The organism is Gloeobacter violaceus PCC 7421 (genome assembly GCF_000011385.1).
GTDB classification, from domain to species: Bacteria; Cyanobacteriota; Cyanobacteriia; order Gloeobacterales; family Gloeobacteraceae; genus Gloeobacter; species Gloeobacter violaceus.
Window position 1 is genome coordinate 2363739 of the sequence record NC_005125.1, and the last position, 20475, is coordinate 2384213.

Genomic DNA, 20475 nt, shown 5'->3' on the forward strand with positions numbered 1-20475 from the left:
TCGCAGAAAATAACCATAGCTAAGTAAAAACACCGGCTTGAGTTAACAACAGTACTGAGAAGTATTGTTCGTCACAATTTTAAGCTTTAACTACTTTCAACATCCTGCGGAGCTTCGAATGTAGTAAACAGCACATGAAGCCCAGGGCGCGACTTTTCAGGTGCGGACCGGCACCCGCACAAACCGTCGCGTATGCTACCAAAAATAATGCTGTTGCCCGTCGCCCCAAAAAAGGGCCTGCTGGTGCAGGCCCATCGGTTCTCAAAGTGGGTGGAGTTGGCCCACGGGCTGTGGGTGCGCTTTCAGCCCACTTTTGACTCGTAGAGCAATCCGTACTCCATGGCAATGCGCACCAGCCCGGCGGTGTTGCGGGTGCCGAGCTTCTGCATCAGCCGGGCGCGGTGGGAATCGACCGTGCGGGGACTGATAAACAGCCGTTCGGCGATCTCGATATTGGTAAACTCCTGCGAGATCAAACTTAAAATCTCGCGTTCTCTCTCGGTCAGGTGAATAGCCAGCTTGCTGTACTTGCCGGCTTCTTCCGCCAGGTGATAATTCTCGACAATGAGCTTGGTAATCGCCCGGCCGAAGACCAGATAGCCGGAAAGCACCAATCCTACGGCATTGAGCAGTTCATGGCTTTCGACATTCTTGAGGATGCAGCCGCTCGCACCGACACGGAAAGCCTGCAGAAAGTCCTCTTCCATTTCGGTGACAATCAAGATTTTTGCCGCCGGTTCGATATTGTGCATGAGGCGGGTGACCTCGATGCCGTCAAGTTCGGGCATGGCGGCATCGAGCAACACAAGATCCGGCTTCGACTGCCGAAACATCTGTACGGCGAGCTGGCCTTCGCAGGCTTCCTCAACCGCAAACAGGTTGCCCGCAGAGCGCAGCATGCTGCAAAACCCCCTACGCACCACGGCGTGGTCGTCGACGATCAAGATTCGGGTTGAACTGGAATCAACATTAGACACTGTACACCTTGCCTTTTTCTTACTGGAAGGGAAATGGGACTGTCAGAAAAGCAACCAGAAGTGCTTACAGCAGAAAAACTGTAAGTCTTGTGCTAGAACAGCCCCTTCCTGACAAAGAATCTGTGCCAATGGAAGTGGGTAAAGAGAATGGACGTAACCGTTGAACGGGTTCAAGCACGCCCGATATGGCTGAAAAATAGCGATGCGAGGCGGAGCGGCATGTAGCAGCATCCGAGGGTGTGAACGGGGCTTCTGAAGGCTTTTGGTCAAGGCCAAGCCTCTGGCAAGGAAAGCAGTGCTTTCCTGCGTACGTGCGCTTTTGCATATGAACCTCCGGGGGGGGATAGGTCTGGACGGAGCCAAGTCATCAGCAGGAGTCAAGTGCTAGTTTGTCACTCTATTCGTGAGATTCCTATTAGTGTAAAACCGATTTTATCCAAGAAAACGTATCCGTGGAAATACGTAATTCGGCATTTCACTACGCCTCTATGTGCCATTTACCTCAGGAGCATTACCGGTCCCATCCACTGTGGTTCCCCAAAAAGAGGGAATTTGGGCCGGTAGGCTGTGTTCTGTGTAATCTACCAGACTCCGGATCCTTTTTTCCAGCATTTGGTAAGGTCTCCTGAATAGGAAGCTGTACATGCTGGTCTGTCGGCAGCCCGTCGATGAACACTCTGTGGATTATAGACACGGTTCAACTGCATTATGCAGTTTTCAGAAGCAAACCGGGGAATTCACCCTATAGGGTGATCGCCCCGGATTTCACAAGCTGGCCTGCAAAGCTGATGCCAGGCTGCGAACAAACCCTCGGTGGATTGGGCCGGTTGATGGGATGGTCTTGCTCATCAGCGCTATGGGGAGCAAATCGGCGGCGGCGCGGCGACGGTCATCCAGACACAGATATGGACCAGATACGTTCCATCGGGGTCAAAATTGTCAGCCCGGGCTGACAATAGCCGCCGCCGCCCGGCGGTGTTCAGAATGCACCTATGGCTGCAATCTGCTTACAGCAAGACTTTCAGCATTTAAAGCGCTTTGGCGGCCAGGTAACCGGCCCAACCTGCCGCCAGCCCGCCCAGGAGACTACCCAGCAAGTAACCCATCGCCGTCGGATAATCGCCTTTTTGCAACAGCACCAGGCACTCAATGCTCAAAGCACTGAAGGTAGTAAAACCGCCGCAAAAACCGGTGCCTGCCAACAGCAGCAATGCCGGGTCGATGCGCAGCGCAACGCTCCACGCAAACAATCCACCGAGCATAAACGAGCCGACCAGATTGACCAGCAGCGTCCCGAACAGGAAGGGCGGCGCACCGGCCCACTGTGATATCCCAAGACCGACCCAGTAGCGGGCCAGACTGCCGAGCGCTCCACCAACCATCACCAACACCGACTCCCGCACCACCGGATGCCTCCTACGCGTCGAACGTGCCTTAGAGACCGTTGGCCGGGGGGCGGTTCTTGCACCCGGATCGGGGCGCAAAGGCGGGCCTCACCGCCTGCTTTCAGGGTAGAAGGCGAAACCGAGAGCCGTCAATCCGGTCTGTTGGAGCGCCCGACCCGTCCGCAGTTTTGATGCTGCGGTCCGCCAACCGGTTATTGCGCAGCAAAAAGGCCCCCGAAGGGGCCTTTTGGGTAGTTTTGGTTTACAAGGTTATCTACCAACCCCGCCTTACTCAGGCCGCGACAGTAGCGCGGGCGCGAGCGAAGGGAACTACGTTGTTAGTAGCACTTGGTTTTTTGCTCTAACCGAGCAGGCTTCAGTTACGCTCTAATTGCCCTGTCGAAGCCAGTACATCCCCGAGTTGGTGGAGATGAGGGGAATCGAACCCCTGTCCAGAACAGCCGATCACGCACCCTAGTCTCCCTTTTCACGTACGTTGGGGAAAGACAAACCAACGGCAGCTTTTAAGTCTTTGCGGGACTCCCCATATTCTAACAACTCGAACAACGATGCGTCTGCTGCGAAACGTTTTTGCGCCGATCCGGCCGCTACGCTGCCGGCGCAGAACCGGGGGCCGCCCTCTCGGTCCCGGCTATACTCTATGAGTCGGTTTGCCCGTGGGGAGCTTCGCCGCCATGCTCCGCGTCGACGAGTTGCTGCGCCTGGAGGTCTTTGCGAAACTGCCGCCTTCCCGGCTGGAGTGGGTGTGTGGGCGTGTCCGGCCCGTAGTGCTGTGCGCCGGTGAAACGCTTGTCAAAGAGGGCGATCCGCCGCGGGGATTTTTCATCCTGGCTGAGGGCAAGCTGGGCATCTGGCGCCAGAGCGACGGTGTGGAGATGCCCATCGGCCGGCACGAGGCGCCGGGCTTCGTGGGGGAGGTGCCGGTGCTGACCGACGAGCCGATGCTGGTGAGCGTCCGGGCGCTCACCGACTGCCGCGTCTACGAACTGCCCGCCAGTGACTTTTTAGAACTCATTCACACCTGCCGCGATGTCGAGCGGTTGATCTTCCGGGAGGTGCACCACCGCCTGCGCGGGTTGGAATCTTTCGTGCGCACCCGCGAGAAGATGGCGGCTTTGGGCACGCTGTCGGCGGGTCTGGCCCACGAACTGAACAATCCGGCGGCAGCCCTGGTGCGCGTACTCAACAACGTCGCCCCGGCCATCGTCGAGTTGCAGCGGATGAACCTGATTTATGGCCAGAGCAACCCTGATCCCAAGCACTCCGAGCAGTGGCTGCAGGTGCGCGACGTGGGCTACGAAGCCATCGCCCATCCCACCGAGGACGCATCGGTGCGGGACGATCTCGAAGAACAACTGCTCGCCTGGCTGGAGGACTATGGGGTCGAAGACGCCTGGAAGGTGGCCGGGCCGCTGGCGTTGGGTCGGGTGACACCCGAGACGCTTGCTGTGCTGATCGAACCCTGGCGGGATCATCCCGGCGAACTCAGGGACATGGGCATTCGCTGGCTGGCTCTTTCATTTGACGTCATGGAGATGATCCAGAGCGGTCTGCGCGGCTCGCGGCGCATCTTCGATCTGGTCCAGTCGATGAAATCGTATTCGCACGTGGATCGCGGCGCGCAGCAGATGGTGGACATCCACGAGGGCCTCGAAGATACCCTGCGGCTGCTGTCCTTTCGGATCAATTCGGGCGTAGAAGTACGGCGGTATTACCACCACAATTTGTCCCAAATCCTCGCCTACGGCAGCGAACTCAATCAAGTCTGGACCAACCTAATCGACAATGCCTTAGACGCGCTGGAAGACCGGGGGATCATCGAGCTGACCACCGGCTGCAAAGGCGAGCATCTGTACGTTCAAATCGCCGACAACGGACCGGGCATTCCTGCGGATATCCAGTCGCGGATTTTCGAACCTTTCTATACCACCAAGCCCGTAGGTAAGGGCTCAGGTCTGGGACTCGATGTCGCCCGGCGCATTATCGAAAATCGCCACCAGGGCACGATCGCCCTCGAATCGCAACCGGGCCGGACTGTGTTCACCATCCGGTTGCCGCTCGCACTCAATCACAATGGTGGATGATGGGCAGGCTATCTATCTCGGCGACTGGAGAAGCTACTTTTGGCGGCTGTGTGTCTGTTGCGCAACGAGCATCCATGTAGATAGGCAGCTCCGGAGGCGAGGTGCGAAATGAAAGCCCGGTCGCCAGAGGCTTGTTTGACCGCTTCGTCTTTTACTTGTATGGAACTTTGCTGTTCGAATTGGTCGCATCCAGGGTTCTAGCCCTCAGATTCGTGCAGGCATTTAGTTGATGCGTTTTTGATCGAGTGTTTCGGAATGTATTCGCGCCTTGTGCACCCGCGCGACCCTCCGCGGCGTATTGAGTTTGAGTGAGTATCAACCATGGAAGAAGAACAGGGATTTTCGGCTTTTGACGACAGCGATGAAGAAGAAGGCACCTGCAACGAATTGCCCTGGGCACTTGCCGGGGCTGGGCAGGGTGAGGGGCTCGACCCGTACCCGGACTGGGGGGGCCTGCCGCCGGGCGATTGGGGCGAGGACGGCACCGGGACGGAGGTGCCGTGGCTCCCGGAAGGGGAGTTCCTGGGCGGCGGCACCTGGCTACCTCACGAGCCGCCTACCGACGACCGGGCGGACGGGTCCTTCCGGACTTGTGTCGAACCCGAGGGGTTCGCCCTGTCGGAGGATCCCACCGACCCGGGCGTTTACGACCCTGCAGGGCAGACAAACGACGCCGGATGGGAGCGCGCGATCGATCAGACCGTGGAAGGTCTATCGGATCTGGCCCAATTTTCGACGGACCTTGTCGACGGCGTTCCCGTACTGGAACAGGCGATGGACGCGGTGGCGGGGATCGTGGAAGTGCAGGCCGAGTTTCAAGGGGGTGTCCTCAAGGGCGCGGGCGCCACGGTCGAAGGGATGATCGAGATGATTTCCCACCCCCTGGACACCGCCGCCGGCCTGCTGACGATGGCCGAACATGTTCCCGGTATGCCGGTCAACCCTCTCAAGGCCATGCACGAGTTGTACGACGTGGCGGCGGGCACCCAGTCGCTGGAGGAAGCGGCCGAGGATGTGCTCAATCCGTTGGAGTCGGCAAGTGACGATTTGGCTTTCTGGGGCGACGTTGCAGGCCATATCGTGGAGCCCTACAGCGAGGCGATAGAGGAAGGCAAGTATGCCGAAGCTGCTGGTCGGGCACTCTTCGATATCGGTGGCATCGTCTTGGGTGCCGGGGGCGGGGCCGCGGCGGAAGGTGTTGCGGGCGCGGGCCGGGTGGCCGGGATAGCCACCGAGGGAGCGCAAGCGGCCAGAGGTGCGGCGCTTGCCACCGAGGGAGCGGAGGCGGCTGCCCGGGCGGCCAAAGCGGTCGAAGCCGTCGAGGACGCGGCGAAGGCCGCCAGAACGGTAGCAGGGAGAAAGACGGCGGCAACTGCGGAGGCGGCGCAGGCATCCAAAGCCGCCGAAGGGGCGGGTAGTGCCGGGAGCGCGCCTACAGCCGCTTCCGGCGAGGCCGCCGAGGACGCCGCTCGTGCTTCAGCAGGCGGCGGAGGCTCTGGGGGCAAAGGACCTGGCGGTGAGCGGCCGGGAGGTCCTGATGGGGGCGAAGGATTCCTCCAGAACGAGTTAGCCCAGGTCAGTGGAGGCCGTGCGGAGAATTTCAAAGAAGAACACAACTGGAATGAACTTCTCATCAGAGAGAAAATCGCTCCCGGGCTTAAAGATTACGAGCTTCAGCTGCGGGGTGAGGATGCCCAGAAGGATGGTGCTCTGTGGTCGAACATCCATGAGAAGCGTACAGAAGCCTTGGAAAAACTGGTACCTAAGGCCAAGGAGGAACTGCAGGCCATCGACCTTGCCACCGAAGTCGAAAACAGGAGACAGGCGTTGCTGCTGGATAACACCGATGTGGCAGGCGTGAGCCAAAGTGTGCAAAACTACGGGCTGAGCATTCCTCCACAGCTCATCGAGGAAGTCAAAGCCTATAACTTCGATAGCGCTGGAATATACTTTGCGGCCGACAATTACACAGCCTGGAAACGCCTATCGTCCGACCAAGGAACTATGGATGATCTGCGATATCTAGTGCACGAAGCTACAGAAATTGAAGAATTGAAGAGCTTGTCCAAGGAAAAGGACTTTGACTTCATGGGCAAGGATATACCAGCCGGTGAGGAAGCTTTAGAGTGGCGAGATAATTTTGACAAACTCTACGAGACCGCCCACAGCACAGCCCTTAACAAGGAGTACAGTTTCCTGACCGAGCAAATACGCAGAGTGACGGGAGGAGAACTCGATTTACCTCCGGAAGTGATTGCTGCCGTCGACCCTACCAGGGCCGAAGGACGTAGTTACATGCAGGTGGACGGCAAACCCCTCAAAGAGCATCTAAACTTCGATGAATTTGCGGAGCGGGGCTCCGAGCCGATCCAACTGGATGAAAAGACTCGAGATTGGCTGTGGCACGGTGCGGATGCTGCCAACGACGTCTTCCCTGAGAACTTCACCCTCGAAGATCTTGTCAAGTTCATAAAGAAGGCACCGCTCAAGGATCTACCGCCGCAACTTAAGGGCAATTCGTGAACAGGAGACCTCTTATGCTGGCAGACAACGACCTGAACAGCCTTATTCAGGCTTTGCAGAGCAGCGACGACAACAGGGCAGCAACGGCGCTCACCGTGCTGATCGAGCGGCCCACCGCCGACGTTCGGCTCCTTCCTCACCTCGAAGCCTTGCTCACTCGCCACTCGGCCTGCGTCATCGCCAGACCCTTTATCTTTGGCGAGTTGCGGTTGCTTGCCGCTCGGGCGCTTGCCGAAGAACGGGGAGCAGCAGGCATCCTCGAGCCGGTACAGATCGAAGACGCAGCGCAGCCCCTGCGCACGACCGAGATCGAGCTTCTGGGTAAAGAGGCTGGCCTCAAGACCAGAGGCGGTGTAGCCGGTATCCTCGATGCCTACAACCAACTCAATGCCCTCGGAAAGCTCCCCCGCAAAGCGGTTAACTATGATCCCCAAGTACTTGCCCGAGATGCTGGGATTCGTCGCGAAATCAGGGAAAAGCGGGCCAACTGAGCACAGGACCGCTCATTTCTAGCTGTTTGCAAATCGGATTCCAGACTGGGGGAATGACGTACACCCAGTACCTGCCCAGTCTGTCCGACCGCAAGTGGTGCTGGAGGGCATTGACCGGTTTATCCCCCTACAAGCAGGGTGTCGGCAAAATTTTGCCCCTATTCCACTGTGACCGATTTGGCCAAATTTCTCGGCTGGTCCACGTCGAGACCGCGGCGGGCGGCGATGTGGTAGGCAAGCAATTGCAAAGGCACGACCGTCAATATCGGCGAAAGAATCTCATCGACCACCGGCACCGGCAAGATCTGATCGAACGTCTCGACGGCGGCCGGTTCGTCGAGGGGGGCCACGCCAATCAGCCGCGCGTCGCGGGCTTTGGCTTCCTGGGCGTTGGAGAGGGTCTTCTCGTAGACTTTGCCCGGCACCGCGATGGCCACCACCGGCACTTCGCTGTCGAGCAGCGCAATCGGGCCGTGCTTCATTTCGCCCGCCGGATAGCCTTCGGCGTGGATGTAGGAGATTTCTTTGAGCTTGAGGGCGCCTTCGAGAGCGATGGGGTAATTGAGGCCACGGCCGATGAAGATAAAGTCGCGGGTCGCGTCGAATTCGCGGGCAAGCTCGGTGATATAGCGCTCCTGGGTGTCGAGAATCCCCTCGATCTGGGCCGGCAACTGCTGTAGGCCGACGAGGATCTCCCGGATGCGCTCGCCTGACTGGGTGCCCCGCAGGTGGGCCAGATGCAGGGCCAGCAAATAGAAAGCGACCAGTTGAGCCGTAAAGGTCTTAGTGGCGGCTACGCCGATTTCCATACCGGCGCGGGTGTCGATGAGTTCGCCCACCAGCGCGCCCAAAGAACTCTCGGGGCGGTTGGTGATGCCCAGAAGGCGCACACCCCTGGCCTTCGCCGCCGTCAAGGCCGCGTTGGTGTCCCCCGTCTCGCCCGATTGGCTCACACCGATGACCAGGGTGCGAGCGTTCAAAGGCGGCGGGCAGTAGCGAAACTCCGAGGCGTAGTTGACCTCGGTCGGAATGCCCGCCAGTTCTTCGATAAGATATTTGCCCACCAGCGAAGCGTGCCAGCTGGTGCCGCAGGCGATGATATAGATGCGCTCCAGGTCGGCAAACAGGTCGCTCGACAGGCCCAGGCGGATGGGACCGGTCGCGTCACCGATGCGGTCTTCGAGCGTGTCGCGGATGACGCCGGGTTGCTCGTGAATTTCTTTGAGCATGAAGTGGCGAAAGCCGCGCTTTTCAACCAGGCTCGGGTTCCAGTTGAGCGAGCGCGGGGTGCGGCGTAGCCGCGCTCCCGAAAAGTCGTGGATCTGGACCTCGTCGCGGGTGAGGCGGGCACATTCGCCGTCTTGGAGGGTAAGCACGCGGGTGGTGTGGGAGACAATCGCCGGAACGTCGCTGGCGAAATAGTTCTCCCCCTCGCCAAAACCAATCACCAGAGGCGCCTGCTGGCGGACGACGATCAGTTCGTCCGGAAAATCGGCGCTCACCACGGCGATTGCAAAAGCGCCCTTCAATTCGACCACCGCCGCGAGCACCGCCTCCAAAAGGCTGTGCCCGGCCAGGCGGCAGGCAATCAGGTGCGGGATCACCTCGGTGTCGGTCTCGGACTTAAATAGACAGCCGCGCTCCTTGAGCCCAAGGCGCAGTTCGGCGTAGTTCTCGATGATGCCGTTCTGGATGACTGCCAGTCGGCCGCTCGCGTCGGTGTGGGGGTGGGCGTTGTGCTCCTCGGGCTTGCCGTGGGTGGCCCAGCGGGTGTGGCCGATGCCGACGGTGCCGGTGGACTGCGCTACACCGTTGAGTTTTTCTTCGAGATTGTGCAGTTTGCCCTTGGCGCGCACCAACTCCAGGCCCGACTCGCCGACCGTGGCGATTCCCGCCGAGTCGTAGCCGCGGTACTCAAGCCGTTTCAAACCATCGACCAGAAAAGGCAAAGCCGTCCGTCCGCCGATGTAGCCCACGATTCCGCACATACACTCCACCCCCGGAAGATTCGGATCGATTCTAAGTTAACGCCCCGGGCAAGCTACCAGTTTTTCCTCTGAATTTCGGCACCGGGCCATGGGTTTAACCTGGGCGTAGAATGACTAGAAGTGGCTACCGCGCGCCCATGAAGCTCACCTGGCAAGACAGCGAAGAGATTGCCCTCGCTCTTCTGGCGGCCCATCCCAAGGTCGACCCGCTCGCGGTGCGCTTTACCGACCTGCACCGCTGGGTCACCGAACTCGCGGATTTTAGCGACGACCCAAAACAATCGAACGAAGGCATACTCGAAGCAATCCAGATGGCCTGGTATGAAGAGTTTCGAGATCAGTAGCGAGCAGGCGAGCGGGGTACCATTGACCGTCCGGGCGGCCGGTGCCGAGGATGCCGGGCGGGTGGCGGCCATCCTGGCCGAGTGCTTCCATCCGGTAGAGGGGCCGGTGGGCTTTTTGCAGCCCTGGATCCAGGCGAGCCTCAAGGGAGAACTGGCCAATCGCCTGCGTACGCCGCCCGCCTTTTACAGCTGCCTGGTGGCCATGGTGAACGAACACCCGGTGGGTACAGTCGAGGTGGCCATGCGTGGCCTGCCCCAACCGTGGTGGATACCCAGCTTCGGGGTGCGTGACCGTCTCGCCTACGTCTCCAATCTGGCGGTGAGCCCCGCTTTTCGCCGCCGCGGCGTTGCCCGCGGCCTGCTGGTCGAAGTCGAACATCTGGTGCGCCGCTGGAACCAGGCCACGGTCAATTTGCACGTCATGGAGCATAACCAGGGCGCTTTGCGACTTTACCGTTCGCTAGGTTATCGGCTGGAGCGCAGCGAGCAGGAATGGCCATTTTTCGGCCCGCGCAAGCTGCTGCTCGAAAAACGCCTCGGGCCTTGAGTGGGGCCTCACGGGCGCAGGACGAACCAGACGCTCAAAACGGCACCCAACCTGACGATGAGCCGCCGCAGGGGCAGCGGATCGAACCAGTCGGCCAGCCGCACCGCCCCGAAGCTGCCGAACAGTCCACCGGCCATCAAGCAAGCGGCGGCGGCGGATCTACCAGCCCGCCTATCAGAGTAAAAGAGAGCGGGCTCTTCTAGGTTGCCCACACCTACGAGCGGGTTGCCGGATGGTACGAGAAAGACGCCTGAGCGAACCTCGGCTCCCTTGCCTGCGGCGAGTCAACCTAGGCAAGTGCCCAGCACCCCGGCGAACTCTTCTAGAAGCTCGTAGCTGTGCTGTTGCATGATCACCGCGTGAGCCTGGTCCACCTGGACGGCAAGTTGATATTTCGCGATGACCGGCTGCGGGGGACGCGGGAAAACGACCGTGCTCGAAAGAGGATTGAGCAGCGCCGGGAGCCCTTGGTCACTTAGCTTCTGGTGCAGGAACCGAGCCTTATCGACTATCGCTTCAGCTTCAAGGTGGAAGGTGCTTTTTCGGCGCTGGATTTCTGCCCACAGGTACAGAGGCGTATGGCCATTTCGGGAGCCCATGATCGTCAGATCCGTCGAGCCGATGTATTCAACCTCGGCGCTGATCTCAGAGCTGAACCGGTCGGCCGTCTCTTTGTAGGTGAGCACCACACCGCAGGGGTGAGGACAGCCGATAAACTTGTGCCCGGAGATGGCGAGCGAACCGATCGGCCAGTCGAAACTAATCAGTTCGGGCCTGATGTAGCAGGCGATCATCCCGCCGAGGGCAGCGTCGACATGGATATAAACCTGATCGAGGCCAATGCCCCTACCAGTCAGGGCCTCAACAGTGCGGCCAATCTCGTCCACCGCACCGGTAAACGTCGTCCCCAGGGTCAAGTTGATGATGACGGGCTGCCCCGACTCGACGATCTCGGCCAGGTGAGCATAGTCCATTTCGCCGCTTGCCTGGGAACGGACCTTGCGGTAGGGCATGCGGAACATGCGGGCAGCTTTTCCGACCGAGTAGTGGGCGGCCTCGGAGAAGTATAAGATCCCTTCGGGCTGGGCGAGGCGGCCCAGCAGCAGTCCGTATAGGTTGCCCTCGGTCCCACAACTGCCAATGTATCCCCACCAGGGCCGCGGCTGCCGGTCGAGCCCGAAGAGTTCGGCAAAGAAGCCCAGCACCTGCCGCTCGTACTCAAGGCTGCTGATCTGGTATATGGGCGAACTGAATGGATCACCGATGTTGATGAGGGTGTAGCGCTGGTCCTGGATTGTCTCGGCTAGCTGTTCGGCATGGTCGTACTTCAGACAGAAAGGGTACCCGAGGTGGTTGCGCTTGTGGATATCCAGGGAAAGACCGTAGGTCACTAATTCATCTGCAACACTCGCGCGAATACCGGCCGTACTCATAGCTTATCCTCCGTGATGAAGTGAAATCTCTGATGTCTCCCGCCTTCGCGCGCAGGAGCAACGGGAATTCCTGCGAATCGCCGAGAATGCCATTCGGCAGAATAGAACAACCGCCCACCGAAGATGGATCGCAATCCGATGAAGAAGTCCTTCGCAGCAGGGGAACGATTGTGTGTATCGGTTGCTTTACAAGCTTGGTTTCCTAACTGACAATACGTTGCGGACGACGTGCTTGATTCCGATGAACTTGGTACCGTCCAGCACTGAGCCGCCGCCCACCGCGAGCAAGAAATCGATGCGCTCCTCCTTCGCGACTTGAACGGCGTGCATTAAAGTTTCGTAGTGGGGATTGGGCTTAATGCCGCCGAACTCAACTACCCGATGCCTGGCGAGAGCAGCCTTCACCTGATCGTACACACCGTTGGTCTTGATGCTGCCCCCACCGTAGGTCATCAAAACCTTAGCGTCCGGTGGAATCTCATGGGCGATCTCGGCGATCTGCCCCCTTCCAAATAGGATCTTCACCGGGTTTCGGAAGCTGAAGTTACGCATCGAAATACTCTAGGTAAGCTAGGTCGGGCGATGCTACCCACAAGGCAACGTAATAGGGTTCGATGTGAGTCCATGTCAAAAGGCAGGAATGCGAACTGAAGCAGCCGGTCGTATCCCACAAGACGTTACCAAGTCGCTGCCGCACTTTCGCTTATAAAGTCAGCGATTAATGTCAAAAGTGCAGGCGCGTCAAGCGGCGTCTAAGCCAACTGCGATCTTTGCAACAAACCGTCTACGGATCACACAGTAGTTCCTGAATCCCTGAACCGCAGCATCGATAATCGCTCGCTCTGAATACTCTAAGTTGTACTCAAGCATACGATTTAAAGATTGCATGGCCTGATCGGCGTGAAATTGTTCCAGGCGAGCTTTCTCACATTCAGAATGAACCAAAACCCACTGCCAGGCATTAAAGCTTCTTCTGGTGCCTGCCAAAAGACCGTATTTTTCAGGAAGAACGGGATACTGTTCAAGGTACTGGTAGAGTCCTTGCGGCATATCGTCAATGCGAACAAGTTTGTCCAGTTCCTGAAATTCTTGGTCTCCGACAATCTCGCCCGCTAAATGACATCCCCAAGCTCGCACCAAGCTAAGCAGATCATTGATTTTCCCACGGTAAGCCTCGCTTAGTTCATCGGTCAAGTCATTGAACCAAGTAAAGCTCGAATTTGCTACAGCAAGACGGTGCGTCAACTCGACCTCACCAAACTCCGCTATCCGTTCCACCAAAAGCAAGGCAAGCGAACGGCGCGAAACTTTGTACCGGGCATCTTTGTGTTCATCTATTGCCGCTGCGAATACGCCCGATGCAACCTCCATAGAACGATCGGCCACATCGGGTATCACACCGGACTGCCGAAACAGGTGCTTAGAAAGTCCAATTGCTGCAGCTAATTGAGCAATTAGCGACCCTTCCAAATCGTTAAAGTGTGCCAGCCGAACCATAAATTCGTAAAATTTACTCGGTTCCTGGGCCGCAGAGAATGCAACATTTTTCATCTGCTTCCGGGCAAATTCAATCTCCTGGAAGCAGTGAGCCAGGATACTGTCGAATTCAACAACGCATGTGGTTGACGTCATGATTTCCTTGTATAAACAACATCCAACTCAGGCGGTCAATCTTTAGCTGAACATGCATAGAAAGACCTGAAGGCCAGGTACTCTCTGAAATTAGAGATTCAGCATTGGGCTATTTGGCGCTAGACAAGATACAGTGCTCGCCGGGTCCGCTGCTACGCCCCGGGCAGCCTCTGCCCTGCCGATGGCCTTGATTTCCTGAAGCAGACCGCGGATATGGTCGACCGTGGTCAGGGGGTTGAGCAAGGTGAACTTCAGCTGGACCCGGTCTTTGAGCCGGGTCCGGGCAACGACGGCCCTTCCCCTTCGCAGCAGGGTCGCCTGGACGGTTTTATTGATCGAATCGAGTTCAAAGGCAGATAGCCCCTCTGGAGCGTAGCGGAAGACCACGGCATTGATAGCCGGGTAGCAGGCCAGTTCCAGTTCCGGGTCGTGCTCGATGATGGTTGCAGTCGCCCGGGCCAGTTCCATCGTCGACTCGACAAGGCGGGCGAACTCGCGCCGACCAAGCGCCTGGAGGCAGATGTAGAGTTTGAGAGCGTCGAAGCGGCGGGTGGTCAGGACAGACTTGATGACAAGGTCAGGGATGCCCGCTTCCTCGGTGCCTTCGGGGTTGAGGCAGTCGGCGTGGAGCCTTAGAACCTCGAAAGCCCGCCGGTTGCGAACTAGAAATGCCCCACAACTGATGGGCTGGTAGAACAGTTTATGGAAGTCCACGGTGATGGAGTCGGCAGCCTCGATACCCGCGAGGAGACCGCGGTGGTGCTCGCTCAAGGCGAGTGCCCCGCCGACCGCGGCGTCGGCATGCAGCCAGAGGCCGTGGGTACGGGCGACTATCGCCAGTTCTGCCATGGCGTCGATGCTGCCGAGGTCGGTGGTCCCAGCGGTAGCTACCAGGGCGATGGGCGAGAGCCCGTCGCGCCGCAAGTCGGCAATGGCCCGCTCGACGGCAACGCCGCGGAGGCGGTAGTCCGAGTCCGGCCCGACAGGGACGACGGAGGCGCGGCCCAGGCCCAAAAGTCCTGCGGACTTCTGCACGGTGAAGTGGGCCGCCTGCGAACAGAGAATGCGCAGACGCTCCGCCCCCGGCGGCAGGCCCCGTTCCTCGCAGTTCCAGTCCAGGTGTGTGAGTGCATAGTGGTCCCTGGCCAGGAGCAGGCCCATGAAGTTGGACTGAGTACCTCCACTCGTGAAGGTACCGTCGCCCGCCTGGGCGAAGTACAACCGGCAGAGCCACTGTACGATTTGCTGCTCGACGATCGTCGCTGCCGGGCTCTGGTCCCAGGAGTCGAGGGACTGATTGGTAGCGCTCACCACCATCTCCGCTGCGAGGGCCGGGATCAACGGCGGACAGTGCAGGTGGGCGATGCAGTCAGGATGGGTCACCTTGACCGAGTGCTGTACGACCAGTTCCTCGACCCGTTCGAGGACTTCGCGAGTCGGCAGGCCCGCTTCCGGACAGGGGTCGCCTGCCAGAACTGCTGCCAGTTCCTGAGGGCTAGCCCCCCGGTACGGCTGCGGCTGGAGAGCGAAGCGCACGAGGATATCGGTGGCAGTCGAGACTGCCTGCCGGTAGGCAGCAGTGCCCGCCTCAGCCCCAGATAGAAACAGATGCTCAAAGGGCGGCTGTGGGCAGCGCGATTCTTGAGTCTGGAGCGGTGCTTGTAATTCGGGTGGCTGCATGGACTGCATCGTGGAATACCTCGGCTATTGTGTCTATCTGGCTGTCGGTGACGATGAGCGGCGGCAGGAAGCGCACGACGCTGCCGTCGCGCCCGCCCACTTCGACGATGACTCCGCGCTCCAGGCACTCGGCCTGGATCCTTCGCGCCATCGCTCCTGCATGGGGGGCAATGCCCCGGTAGTCGGGCTCACCCGTTGGGTCGACGATTTCGACCCCAAGCATCAGCCCCCGCCCCCGCACTTCGCCAATCCAACTGCTGCGGATCTGGTGCAGGTGGGTGAGGAGTCGCTCGCCCATCACCTGGGCATGCTCCCACAGTCGGTGCTCCAGAATGTGACGCAGGGTAGCAAGGCCCGTCGCCATAGCCAACTGGTTCCCCCGGAACGTGCCCGCGTGGGCTCCAGGTTGCCAGCGGTCGAGGGATTCGCGGTAGACCACTACCGCCAGGGGTAGACCACCACCGATCGCCTTCGAGAGCAGGAGCACATCTGGAACAATGCCGCTGTGCTCGAAGGCAAAGAGTTTACCCGTCCGGCCAAAGCCCGTCTGGATCTCGTCTACGATCAAGGGGATTTGCTGCTCCTGGGTGATCCGGCGCAACCCTCGCAGCCACTCGTCCGGGGCAGGAATCACCCCCCCTTCGCCCTGCACCACCTCCAGGATGATCCCTGCCGGGGAAGGGACGCCGCCCTCGGGGTCTTTGAGCAAGTTCTCGATGTAGTGCAGGCCCGTGCGGTAGCCGACTTCACCGCCCAGGCCGAAGGGACAGCGCAACTCGTAGGGATAGGGTAGGAACTGCACCTCAGGCATCAGGTTCGGCACGACCTTGGCTGCCAGGTTGCCCGTCAGGCTGAGCGAGCCGTGGGACATGCCGTGGTAGGCCCCCTGGAACGAGAGGATGCCGCGTCGTGCAGTGGCCGTTTTCACAAGCTTCAGGGCAGCCTCGACGGCATCGGTGCCGGCGGGGCTACAAAACTGGATCCGGGCGTTGCGAGCAAACTCGGCAGGCAGGCAGGCGAAGAGTTCATCGACGAATCGGTCTTTGAGGGGAGTGGGCAAGTCGAGCGTGAGCAGGGGGAACTTACCCCGGATCACGGTTTGGATGGCTTGAATAGCAACCGGGTGGTTGTGTCCTAACGGAAGCGCCCCGGCTCCGGCCAGGCAGTCGATGTATTGCTTGCCCTCGACACTTGTCAGGTAGACCCCCTCGGCCTTCTTGAAAGCGAATGGGATACGTCGGGGATAACTGCGGGCGTTGGATTCGCGCTGGGCCTGCCGCTGTAAGTAAGGACCTGATGACGCTGGTGGGTTTTCGACTCCAGGACCTTGCAAAAGCTCGCGCATTGGCCCGGCCACCGGCCGATCGCCTGCGGCTCTGCGCACGTCTTCAACAAACGCGCGGAAGGTCTGGGCGATGTCTACGGGCTGGCCGAAGAGGCAGTGGGCCGAAACCGGGCCACCTGGACTGTTCAGGAGCATGGTATCCAGCGGGGTTTGCTCCCAAACGGCAAAGAAAACCGGCGCCTGCTTACCCATCTGGCTGTTGAAGGCGACCTCGTAGACCGGGACTGTGGCCGGACCGGTCCAGACGACTACCAGTAAATCCGCCTGCTCCAGAAGCGACAGCCGGTGGGTCTGTAGCGTCGCAAAACCGCGCTTCACTCCGGCTTGTCCGCCGTCGGGTGCCCCGACGCTGCGCTCGACAGCCAGCACCTCGATACCAAGACAGTACTGTTCGTTTACCTGCTGTATGGTTTCGACAATCTCCTGGACAATCTGCTGCCTCTCGCGAGAGAGTTCGGTTGTATCGTGGCAAAAAACTGCCTTCATGGTCGCCATTTCTTACCGCCTAATAACTAGCTTGCTTGCTGTACAGTTTGACTCGTTTCATTCAAACGTGTTGAACGTCAGCTAAACCCGCAACAGACATGTTGCTATTGGGTACACAACTCTGCCCATTACAACACTAAAACCACCGAAAAATCATAAACCTGCTGGCGAGGACTACATCCATATACCAGCAATGCTAGCCCTACCAGAATCTGTTGATTGACTGATTGACTAGTGAGCCAGGATACTGTCGAATTCAACAACGCATGCGGTTGACGCCACAATTTCCTCGTAGAATAAACAGCGTTCCATGCAGCCACTCTTAAGCTGAGCGTGCATAGAAAGACTTGACAAAGCCAGGCATTTTTTGAAATTGAGGATCCAGCTAGCCTCGTACATTACCCAACACACACACGCGCAAGGTCGAAGCCTTGCAGCAATCGAGCTTGTGCTCTTTACCTAACTAATCACCTTCCCATTCCTGCATCATGACTCTCAAACTTTATCACGAAAAAATCAAGTTATATGTATTAAGAAACACTTTAAATATGAGGTGACTCAGTTCACTCAATCCATGAATTCTTTTGCAAAATGACAGAATCTATATGTCTTGCAAAAGTGCATTGGCGCTGTTGCCTAGTATGGTTGATAATCAGATACCAAAGAATTGACAACAGCGGACCAAGAGTCCTGGTATAAGGGCTTCAATGGCCGTCTTCGCCGTGCCGCTGGAGAACGAAGCCTTTTAGCAAGTGCTTGCGGCGGAAGGCCATCGGCAACAAAGCGCCCAGCCGCAGTTCGACGGGGTCTTTGCCGGGCCGCGGGGTACATAAAATCAGCGCGCAGCCATCGTCGCCGGACTCGACGAGCACCAATAAAAATGCAGCCATCATGCGATTCCAACGGAAGAGTAACGCACCGGAAACACAGAGGGAAACACAGCGCTCTTATCCTGAAAAGTTGAACCATAGAAGAATTTCTCAGTACATCGCCAGAACTAAAGACAGATTCGACCGCACTCGACAACCAAGTCATAGCTCATTTGTTTGCGGCTGAAACCGTTTTTATCGTATGCAAAAATCAAAAGATTTCGCGTTGCCTGTTTCAAGGAGGAGATAAATTTAGCTTACGGATTTTCCATCAATAAGTCAACTAACAATTCTGGATGTTTTACACGATGTATGGATTTAAAAGCTGTGGTCATCCTGCACCAATCACAAACGCAGGCGTAAGGCAATAACTCTTGAAAGCATTGGCGCAATCTTTGAACAGCTTGCGCTCGAATACACTACACCCCAGCCGGTCAATTTTGCTGTGCGCAAGTGCCAGACGAATCCCTATCATGTTTCTGTCTGGAAGTCTCCTCTACAATATGACCTCGCAGCGTTTAATAGCTTTGCCTTTCGCTGACTCGCAACTGATAGTGTTTTTTGCTCGCAAGCATACAGCAACCTCACATGCATCCTGGATGGCCACTCCAAGCAATGCAAAATCAGCTGCCGACAGTGCAGCCTAACCATGATTAGTTTTTGCATGGATTAGTTTTTGCATGTATCGTTCCGGAATTCATGTCCAATTGCCGCCGCTGCGGGCAATGCTCGGGCCGTCTGTTCTTGAACTTACCTGGAAAGGAACGGCACTTTAGTCGGCGGGTTCGTCATTTGCTGCCGAACCGCCCATCGTCTCGTGGGACAGCTTCGGCCTGGCAACTCAACTGCCCCCTGTCGCTGTCGTAAATCACCAAAATGCGCAACTGCCGCTCGCTCGCCCCCGGCCAGGCGGGCCACCCCACGCCCTCCAGTGCCGTGAGCGCCGCGAGCAAGGCACCGTCGAGTGCCGGACCACCCGAGACAACCGTGCGAGGAGGTTGCACCAAGCGCGTGCCCTTCACTCCGGCAATAAGCGTAATTTCCAGCACCGCCGGCTGCGCAGCGCCGGGCGGCCAGTGGCCGGCCACCTGCAAAGCCTGACAGAGGTCGCGGCCGTAGGCAGCCACAACGGCTGCTGCACCGCTGCGGCTGCTTCGGAGGATCTGTTCTTGCGGGGCAGGCAGCGTTTGCGGATGGGCGGCTCCTGCCGAACCGGCGGGAATGCCGGTGTCGGCGGGCGGCTTGCCGGCCAGTATGTTAGGGGTCGGGGTGGGGACGGGCACCGTTTGCGGCAGTGCAGGCGTCGAAGCTGGCTGAGATACGGGCGGAGCTTTCTGTGGCCGGTCGGTCCCACCCAAGCCGCGCGACGGCCGAGCGGGACCAGCCGCTTTGCGCGACGGTGCCTCGACTGTTCTAACTGTCGGCTGCGGCACGCCGGAAGCTGGAGTCGACCCGGGAGACCGATGGGAAGCGGACGAACGTTCGGGCGGCCGGGCGACCAGTAGTTTGGAGGGTGGCGGTACTGGTGCTCCTGGCGGCCGCACAATTGCCAGGGTGACCATCGCCGCCACCGCCACCGCCGCCGTGGACAGCATCAGCATCAGCGACAACGGCGGGGGAGGGGACGGCAGTGCCATTAGATGGGTCCACAATCGTTCCTCTTCGGCGTCCGGTTCCACCGGCGGTCCCGCGCTTGCCCCTGTCCACCCGCTGCTGGAGAGCAGCCGGGGCACATTCTGGGACAGCCGCTCCAGCTGCGCCTCGCAGCCGGCTTTGGGCCTGTCGGCAACCCGTTCGTGCAAAGCGGCACAAAAGCCGGTGCCGTCGCACTCCTCGAGAAACTGAGCCCCCAACACCCCGGCCAACCGCCGATAAATCTCACCGAGCTTCTGGGAAATGCGCCCCGGCGTGCGTCCCAGGGAGCGGGCTACATCCTGTTTGGCTTCCCCCCGCAGATGGACGCGCTCCAGCAGCAGCTGGTCCGCCTCGCTCAACCCGAGCACCGCCTGCAGGAAGCGCTCCCGACAGTACTCCTCCAACAGTGCTTTTTCTGCGGCGTTGTCCACCGAACTCAATATCTCCTGCAGAGTAAATGGGTCGTCGTTGTCGGCTCCTGCTCGGGCCGGAGCGTCGAGCGATTGGGCGCGGGCGATCGCAAAAGCCTGCCGGTGCTGCCGCAGCCCCATCGCAGTGCTCGGCCTGGATTGTGCCCAGGTGGGGTTGTAACTGCGCTGCAGATCCCGGTAAATCTTCAGGAACACGTGCTTGGCCAACCAGGTGGAAAAGCTCGCCAGGCGCGGATCGAATTGGGGCAGGCGCTCGTGCACCAGCAGCAACACTTCTTCTGCGAAGACTTCTGCCTCGAAACCGGGCTCGGCACCCTGGGTCCGGCGACCACTGCAGTAAGCGCGGCAGACTTCGCGCAGCAGCCGGTGGAAACGGGGGAGACCTGCCTGGCGCATCTGCCGCTCCAGTTGGTGCAGCTGCTCGGCCCGCTGCTGCTCATCGAGCAGCATGTCGCGGCGTAGCTGGTGCCATTGCTGCAATACCGGCTGCAGCTGCAGCGTCAGTTCTTCCAACACCTCCGCTCTGGACCGCCAGCGCAACCGCGCCACCGGGGACGCAGCGGGACTTTCGTTCGGCATTGCAAAACCCGTAATTTCTATGGCA

The 20475-nt window shown here is 59.0% G+C and carries 16 protein-coding genes; 5 read left to right on the top strand and 11 right to left on the bottom strand.

Annotated elements, in window-relative coordinates; translation table 11 throughout:
* Positions 1-302: 302 nt before the first annotated feature.
* Both GLL_RS11440 and crcB read right to left on the bottom strand, forming a co-directional pair.
* The gene (locus GLL_RS11440; RefSeq protein WP_011142207.1) at positions 303-977 is read right to left on the bottom strand and encodes a response regulator; all 675 of its coding nucleotides are present in this window, start codon (positions 975-977) and stop codon (positions 303-305) included.
* Between the two features lie 1028 nt (positions 978-2005).
* The gene (gene crcB / locus GLL_RS11445) at positions 2006-2383 is read right to left on the bottom strand and encodes a fluoride efflux transporter CrcB (protein WP_011142208.1); all 378 of its coding nucleotides are present in this window, start codon (positions 2381-2383) and stop codon (positions 2006-2008) included.
* Positions 2384-3057: 674 nt separating this feature from the next.
* Here crcB and GLL_RS11455 point away from each other — a divergent pair.
* The 3 genes from GLL_RS11455 to GLL_RS11465 all read left to right on the top strand — a co-directional run bounded on the left by GLL_RS11455 (position 3058) and on the right by GLL_RS11465 (position 7481).
* Positions 3058-4467 (top strand): ATP-binding protein, encoded by a 1410-nt coding sequence (locus GLL_RS11455; RefSeq protein WP_164928961.1) that lies wholly within the window; start codon positions 3058-3060, stop codon positions 4465-4467.
* A gap of 321 nt (positions 4468-4788) precedes the next feature.
* Complete coding sequence (locus GLL_RS11460) at positions 4789-6990, top strand: hypothetical protein (protein WP_011142210.1); 2202 nt, start codon at positions 4789-4791, stop codon at positions 6988-6990.
* Positions 6991-7004: 14 nt separating this feature from the next.
* The gene (locus GLL_RS11465) at positions 7005-7481 is read left to right on the top strand and encodes a hypothetical protein (RefSeq protein WP_164928962.1); all 477 of its coding nucleotides are present in this window, start codon (positions 7005-7007) and stop codon (positions 7479-7481) included.
* A gap of 158 nt (positions 7482-7639) precedes the next feature.
* Here GLL_RS11465 and glmS read toward each other — a convergent pair whose 3' ends face one another.
* Complete coding sequence (gene glmS / locus GLL_RS11470; RefSeq protein WP_011142212.1) at positions 7640-9469, bottom strand: glutamine--fructose-6-phosphate transaminase (isomerizing); 1830 nt, start codon at positions 9467-9469, stop codon at positions 7640-7642.
* Positions 9470-9606: 137 nt separating this feature from the next.
* Between glmS and iscX the strand changes: the two genes are divergently transcribed.
* The gene (iscX, locus tag GLL_RS11475) at positions 9607-9813 is read left to right on the top strand and encodes a Fe-S cluster assembly protein IscX (RefSeq protein ID WP_011142213.1); all 207 of its coding nucleotides are present in this window, start codon (positions 9607-9609) and stop codon (positions 9811-9813) included.
* Entirely contained in the window at positions 9791-10360 is a 570-nt protein-coding gene (locus tag GLL_RS11480; protein ID WP_011142214.1) for a GNAT family N-acetyltransferase, read from the top strand. Before iscX ends, GLL_RS11480 begins: the two co-directional genes overlap by 23 nt.
* Before the next feature lie 8 nt (positions 10361-10368).
* Here GLL_RS11480 and GLL_RS23465 read toward each other — a convergent pair whose 3' ends face one another.
* The 8 genes from GLL_RS23465 to GLL_RS11515 all read right to left on the bottom strand — a co-directional run bounded on the left by GLL_RS23465 (position 10369) and on the right by GLL_RS11515 (position 20450).
* Positions 10369-10497, bottom strand: coding sequence for a hypothetical protein (locus tag GLL_RS23465; protein ID WP_269446149.1), 129 nt, complete (start codon positions 10495-10497; stop codon positions 10369-10371).
* A 147-nt stretch (positions 10498-10644) separates the two neighbouring features.
* Positions 10645-11793 carry a histidine decarboxylase gene (locus GLL_RS11485; RefSeq protein WP_011142216.1) on the bottom strand — a complete coding sequence of 383 codons (1149 nt, stop codon included), beginning with the start codon at positions 11791-11793 and terminating at the stop codon, positions 10645-10647.
* A gap of 186 nt (positions 11794-11979) precedes the next feature.
* Positions 11980-12345, bottom strand: a complete 366-nt coding sequence (locus GLL_RS11490; RefSeq protein ID WP_011142217.1) for an iron-containing alcohol dehydrogenase — start codon at positions 12343-12345, stop codon at positions 11980-11982.
* A 189-nt stretch (positions 12346-12534) separates the two neighbouring features.
* Positions 12535-13425, bottom strand: coding sequence for a hypothetical protein (locus GLL_RS11495; protein WP_011142218.1), 891 nt, complete (start codon positions 13423-13425; stop codon positions 12535-12537).
* 90 nt (positions 13426-13515) lie between these two features.
* Entirely contained in the window at positions 13516-15105 is a 1590-nt protein-coding gene (locus tag GLL_RS11500) for a pyridoxal phosphate-dependent decarboxylase family protein (protein ID WP_164928963.1), read from the bottom strand.
* The gene (locus tag GLL_RS11505) at positions 15038-16450 is read right to left on the bottom strand and encodes an aspartate aminotransferase family protein (RefSeq protein WP_164929674.1); all 1413 of its coding nucleotides are present in this window, start codon (positions 16448-16450) and stop codon (positions 15038-15040) included. Before GLL_RS11505 ends, GLL_RS11500 begins: the two co-directional genes overlap by 68 nt.
* 1190 nt (positions 16451-17640) lie before the next feature.
* Entirely contained in the window at positions 17641-17829 is a 189-nt protein-coding gene (locus GLL_RS11510) for a hypothetical protein (RefSeq protein ID WP_011142221.1), read from the bottom strand.
* 764 nt (positions 17830-18593) lie between these two features.
* A complete protein-coding gene (locus tag GLL_RS11515) occupies positions 18594-20450 on the bottom strand; it encodes an RNA polymerase sigma factor (RefSeq protein WP_164928964.1) in 1857 nt (618 codons plus the stop codon).
* Between the last annotated feature and the right edge of the window lie 25 nt (positions 20451-20475).

Bases quoted from the DNA above. Each gene is read 5' to 3' on its own strand.
- GLL_RS11455 (WP_164928961.1), top strand. From the start codon at position 3,058: ATGCTCCGCGTCGACGAGTTGCTGCGCCTGGAGGTCTTTGCGAAACTG.
- GLL_RS11460 (WP_011142210.1), top strand. From the start codon at position 4,789: ATGGAAGAAGAACAGGGATTTTCGGCTTTTGACGACAGCGATGAAGAA.
- GLL_RS11465 (WP_164928962.1), top strand. From the start codon at position 7,005: ATGCTGGCAGACAACGACCTGAACAGCCTTATTCAGGCTTTGCAGAGC.
- glmS (WP_011142212.1), bottom strand. From the start codon at position 9,469: ATGTGCGGAATCGTGGGCTACATCGGCGGACGGACGGCTTTGCCTTTT.
- iscX (WP_011142213.1), top strand. From the start codon at position 9,607: ATGAAGCTCACCTGGCAAGACAGCGAAGAGATTGCCCTCGCTCTTCTG.
- GLL_RS11480 (WP_011142214.1), top strand. From the start codon at position 9,791: ATGAAGAGTTTCGAGATCAGTAGCGAGCAGGCGAGCGGGGTACCATTG.
- GLL_RS23465 (WP_269446149.1), bottom strand. From the start codon at position 10,497: ATGGCCGGTGGACTGTTCGGCAGCTTCGGGGCGGTGCGGCTGGCCGAC.
- GLL_RS11485 (WP_011142216.1), bottom strand. From the start codon at position 11,793: ATGAGTACGGCCGGTATTCGCGCGAGTGTTGCAGATGAATTAGTGACC.
- GLL_RS11490 (WP_011142217.1), bottom strand. From the start codon at position 12,345: ATGCGTAACTTCAGCTTCCGAAACCCGGTGAAGATCCTATTTGGAAGG.
- GLL_RS11495 (WP_011142218.1), bottom strand. From the start codon at position 13,425: ATGACGTCAACCACATGCGTTGTTGAATTCGACAGTATCCTGGCTCAC.
- GLL_RS11500 (WP_164928963.1), bottom strand. From the start codon at position 15,105: ATGCAGCCACCCGAATTACAAGCACCGCTCCAGACTCAAGAATCGCGC.
- GLL_RS11505 (WP_164929674.1), bottom strand. From the start codon at position 16,450: ATGCGCGAGCTTTTGCAAGGTCCTGGAGTCGAAAACCCACCAGCGTCA.
- GLL_RS11510 (WP_011142221.1), bottom strand. From the start codon at position 17,829: ATGATGGCTGCATTTTTATTGGTGCTCGTCGAGTCCGGCGACGATGGC.
- GLL_RS11515 (WP_164928964.1), bottom strand. From the start codon at position 20,450: ATGCCGAACGAAAGTCCCGCTGCGTCCCCGGTGGCGCGGTTGCGCTGG.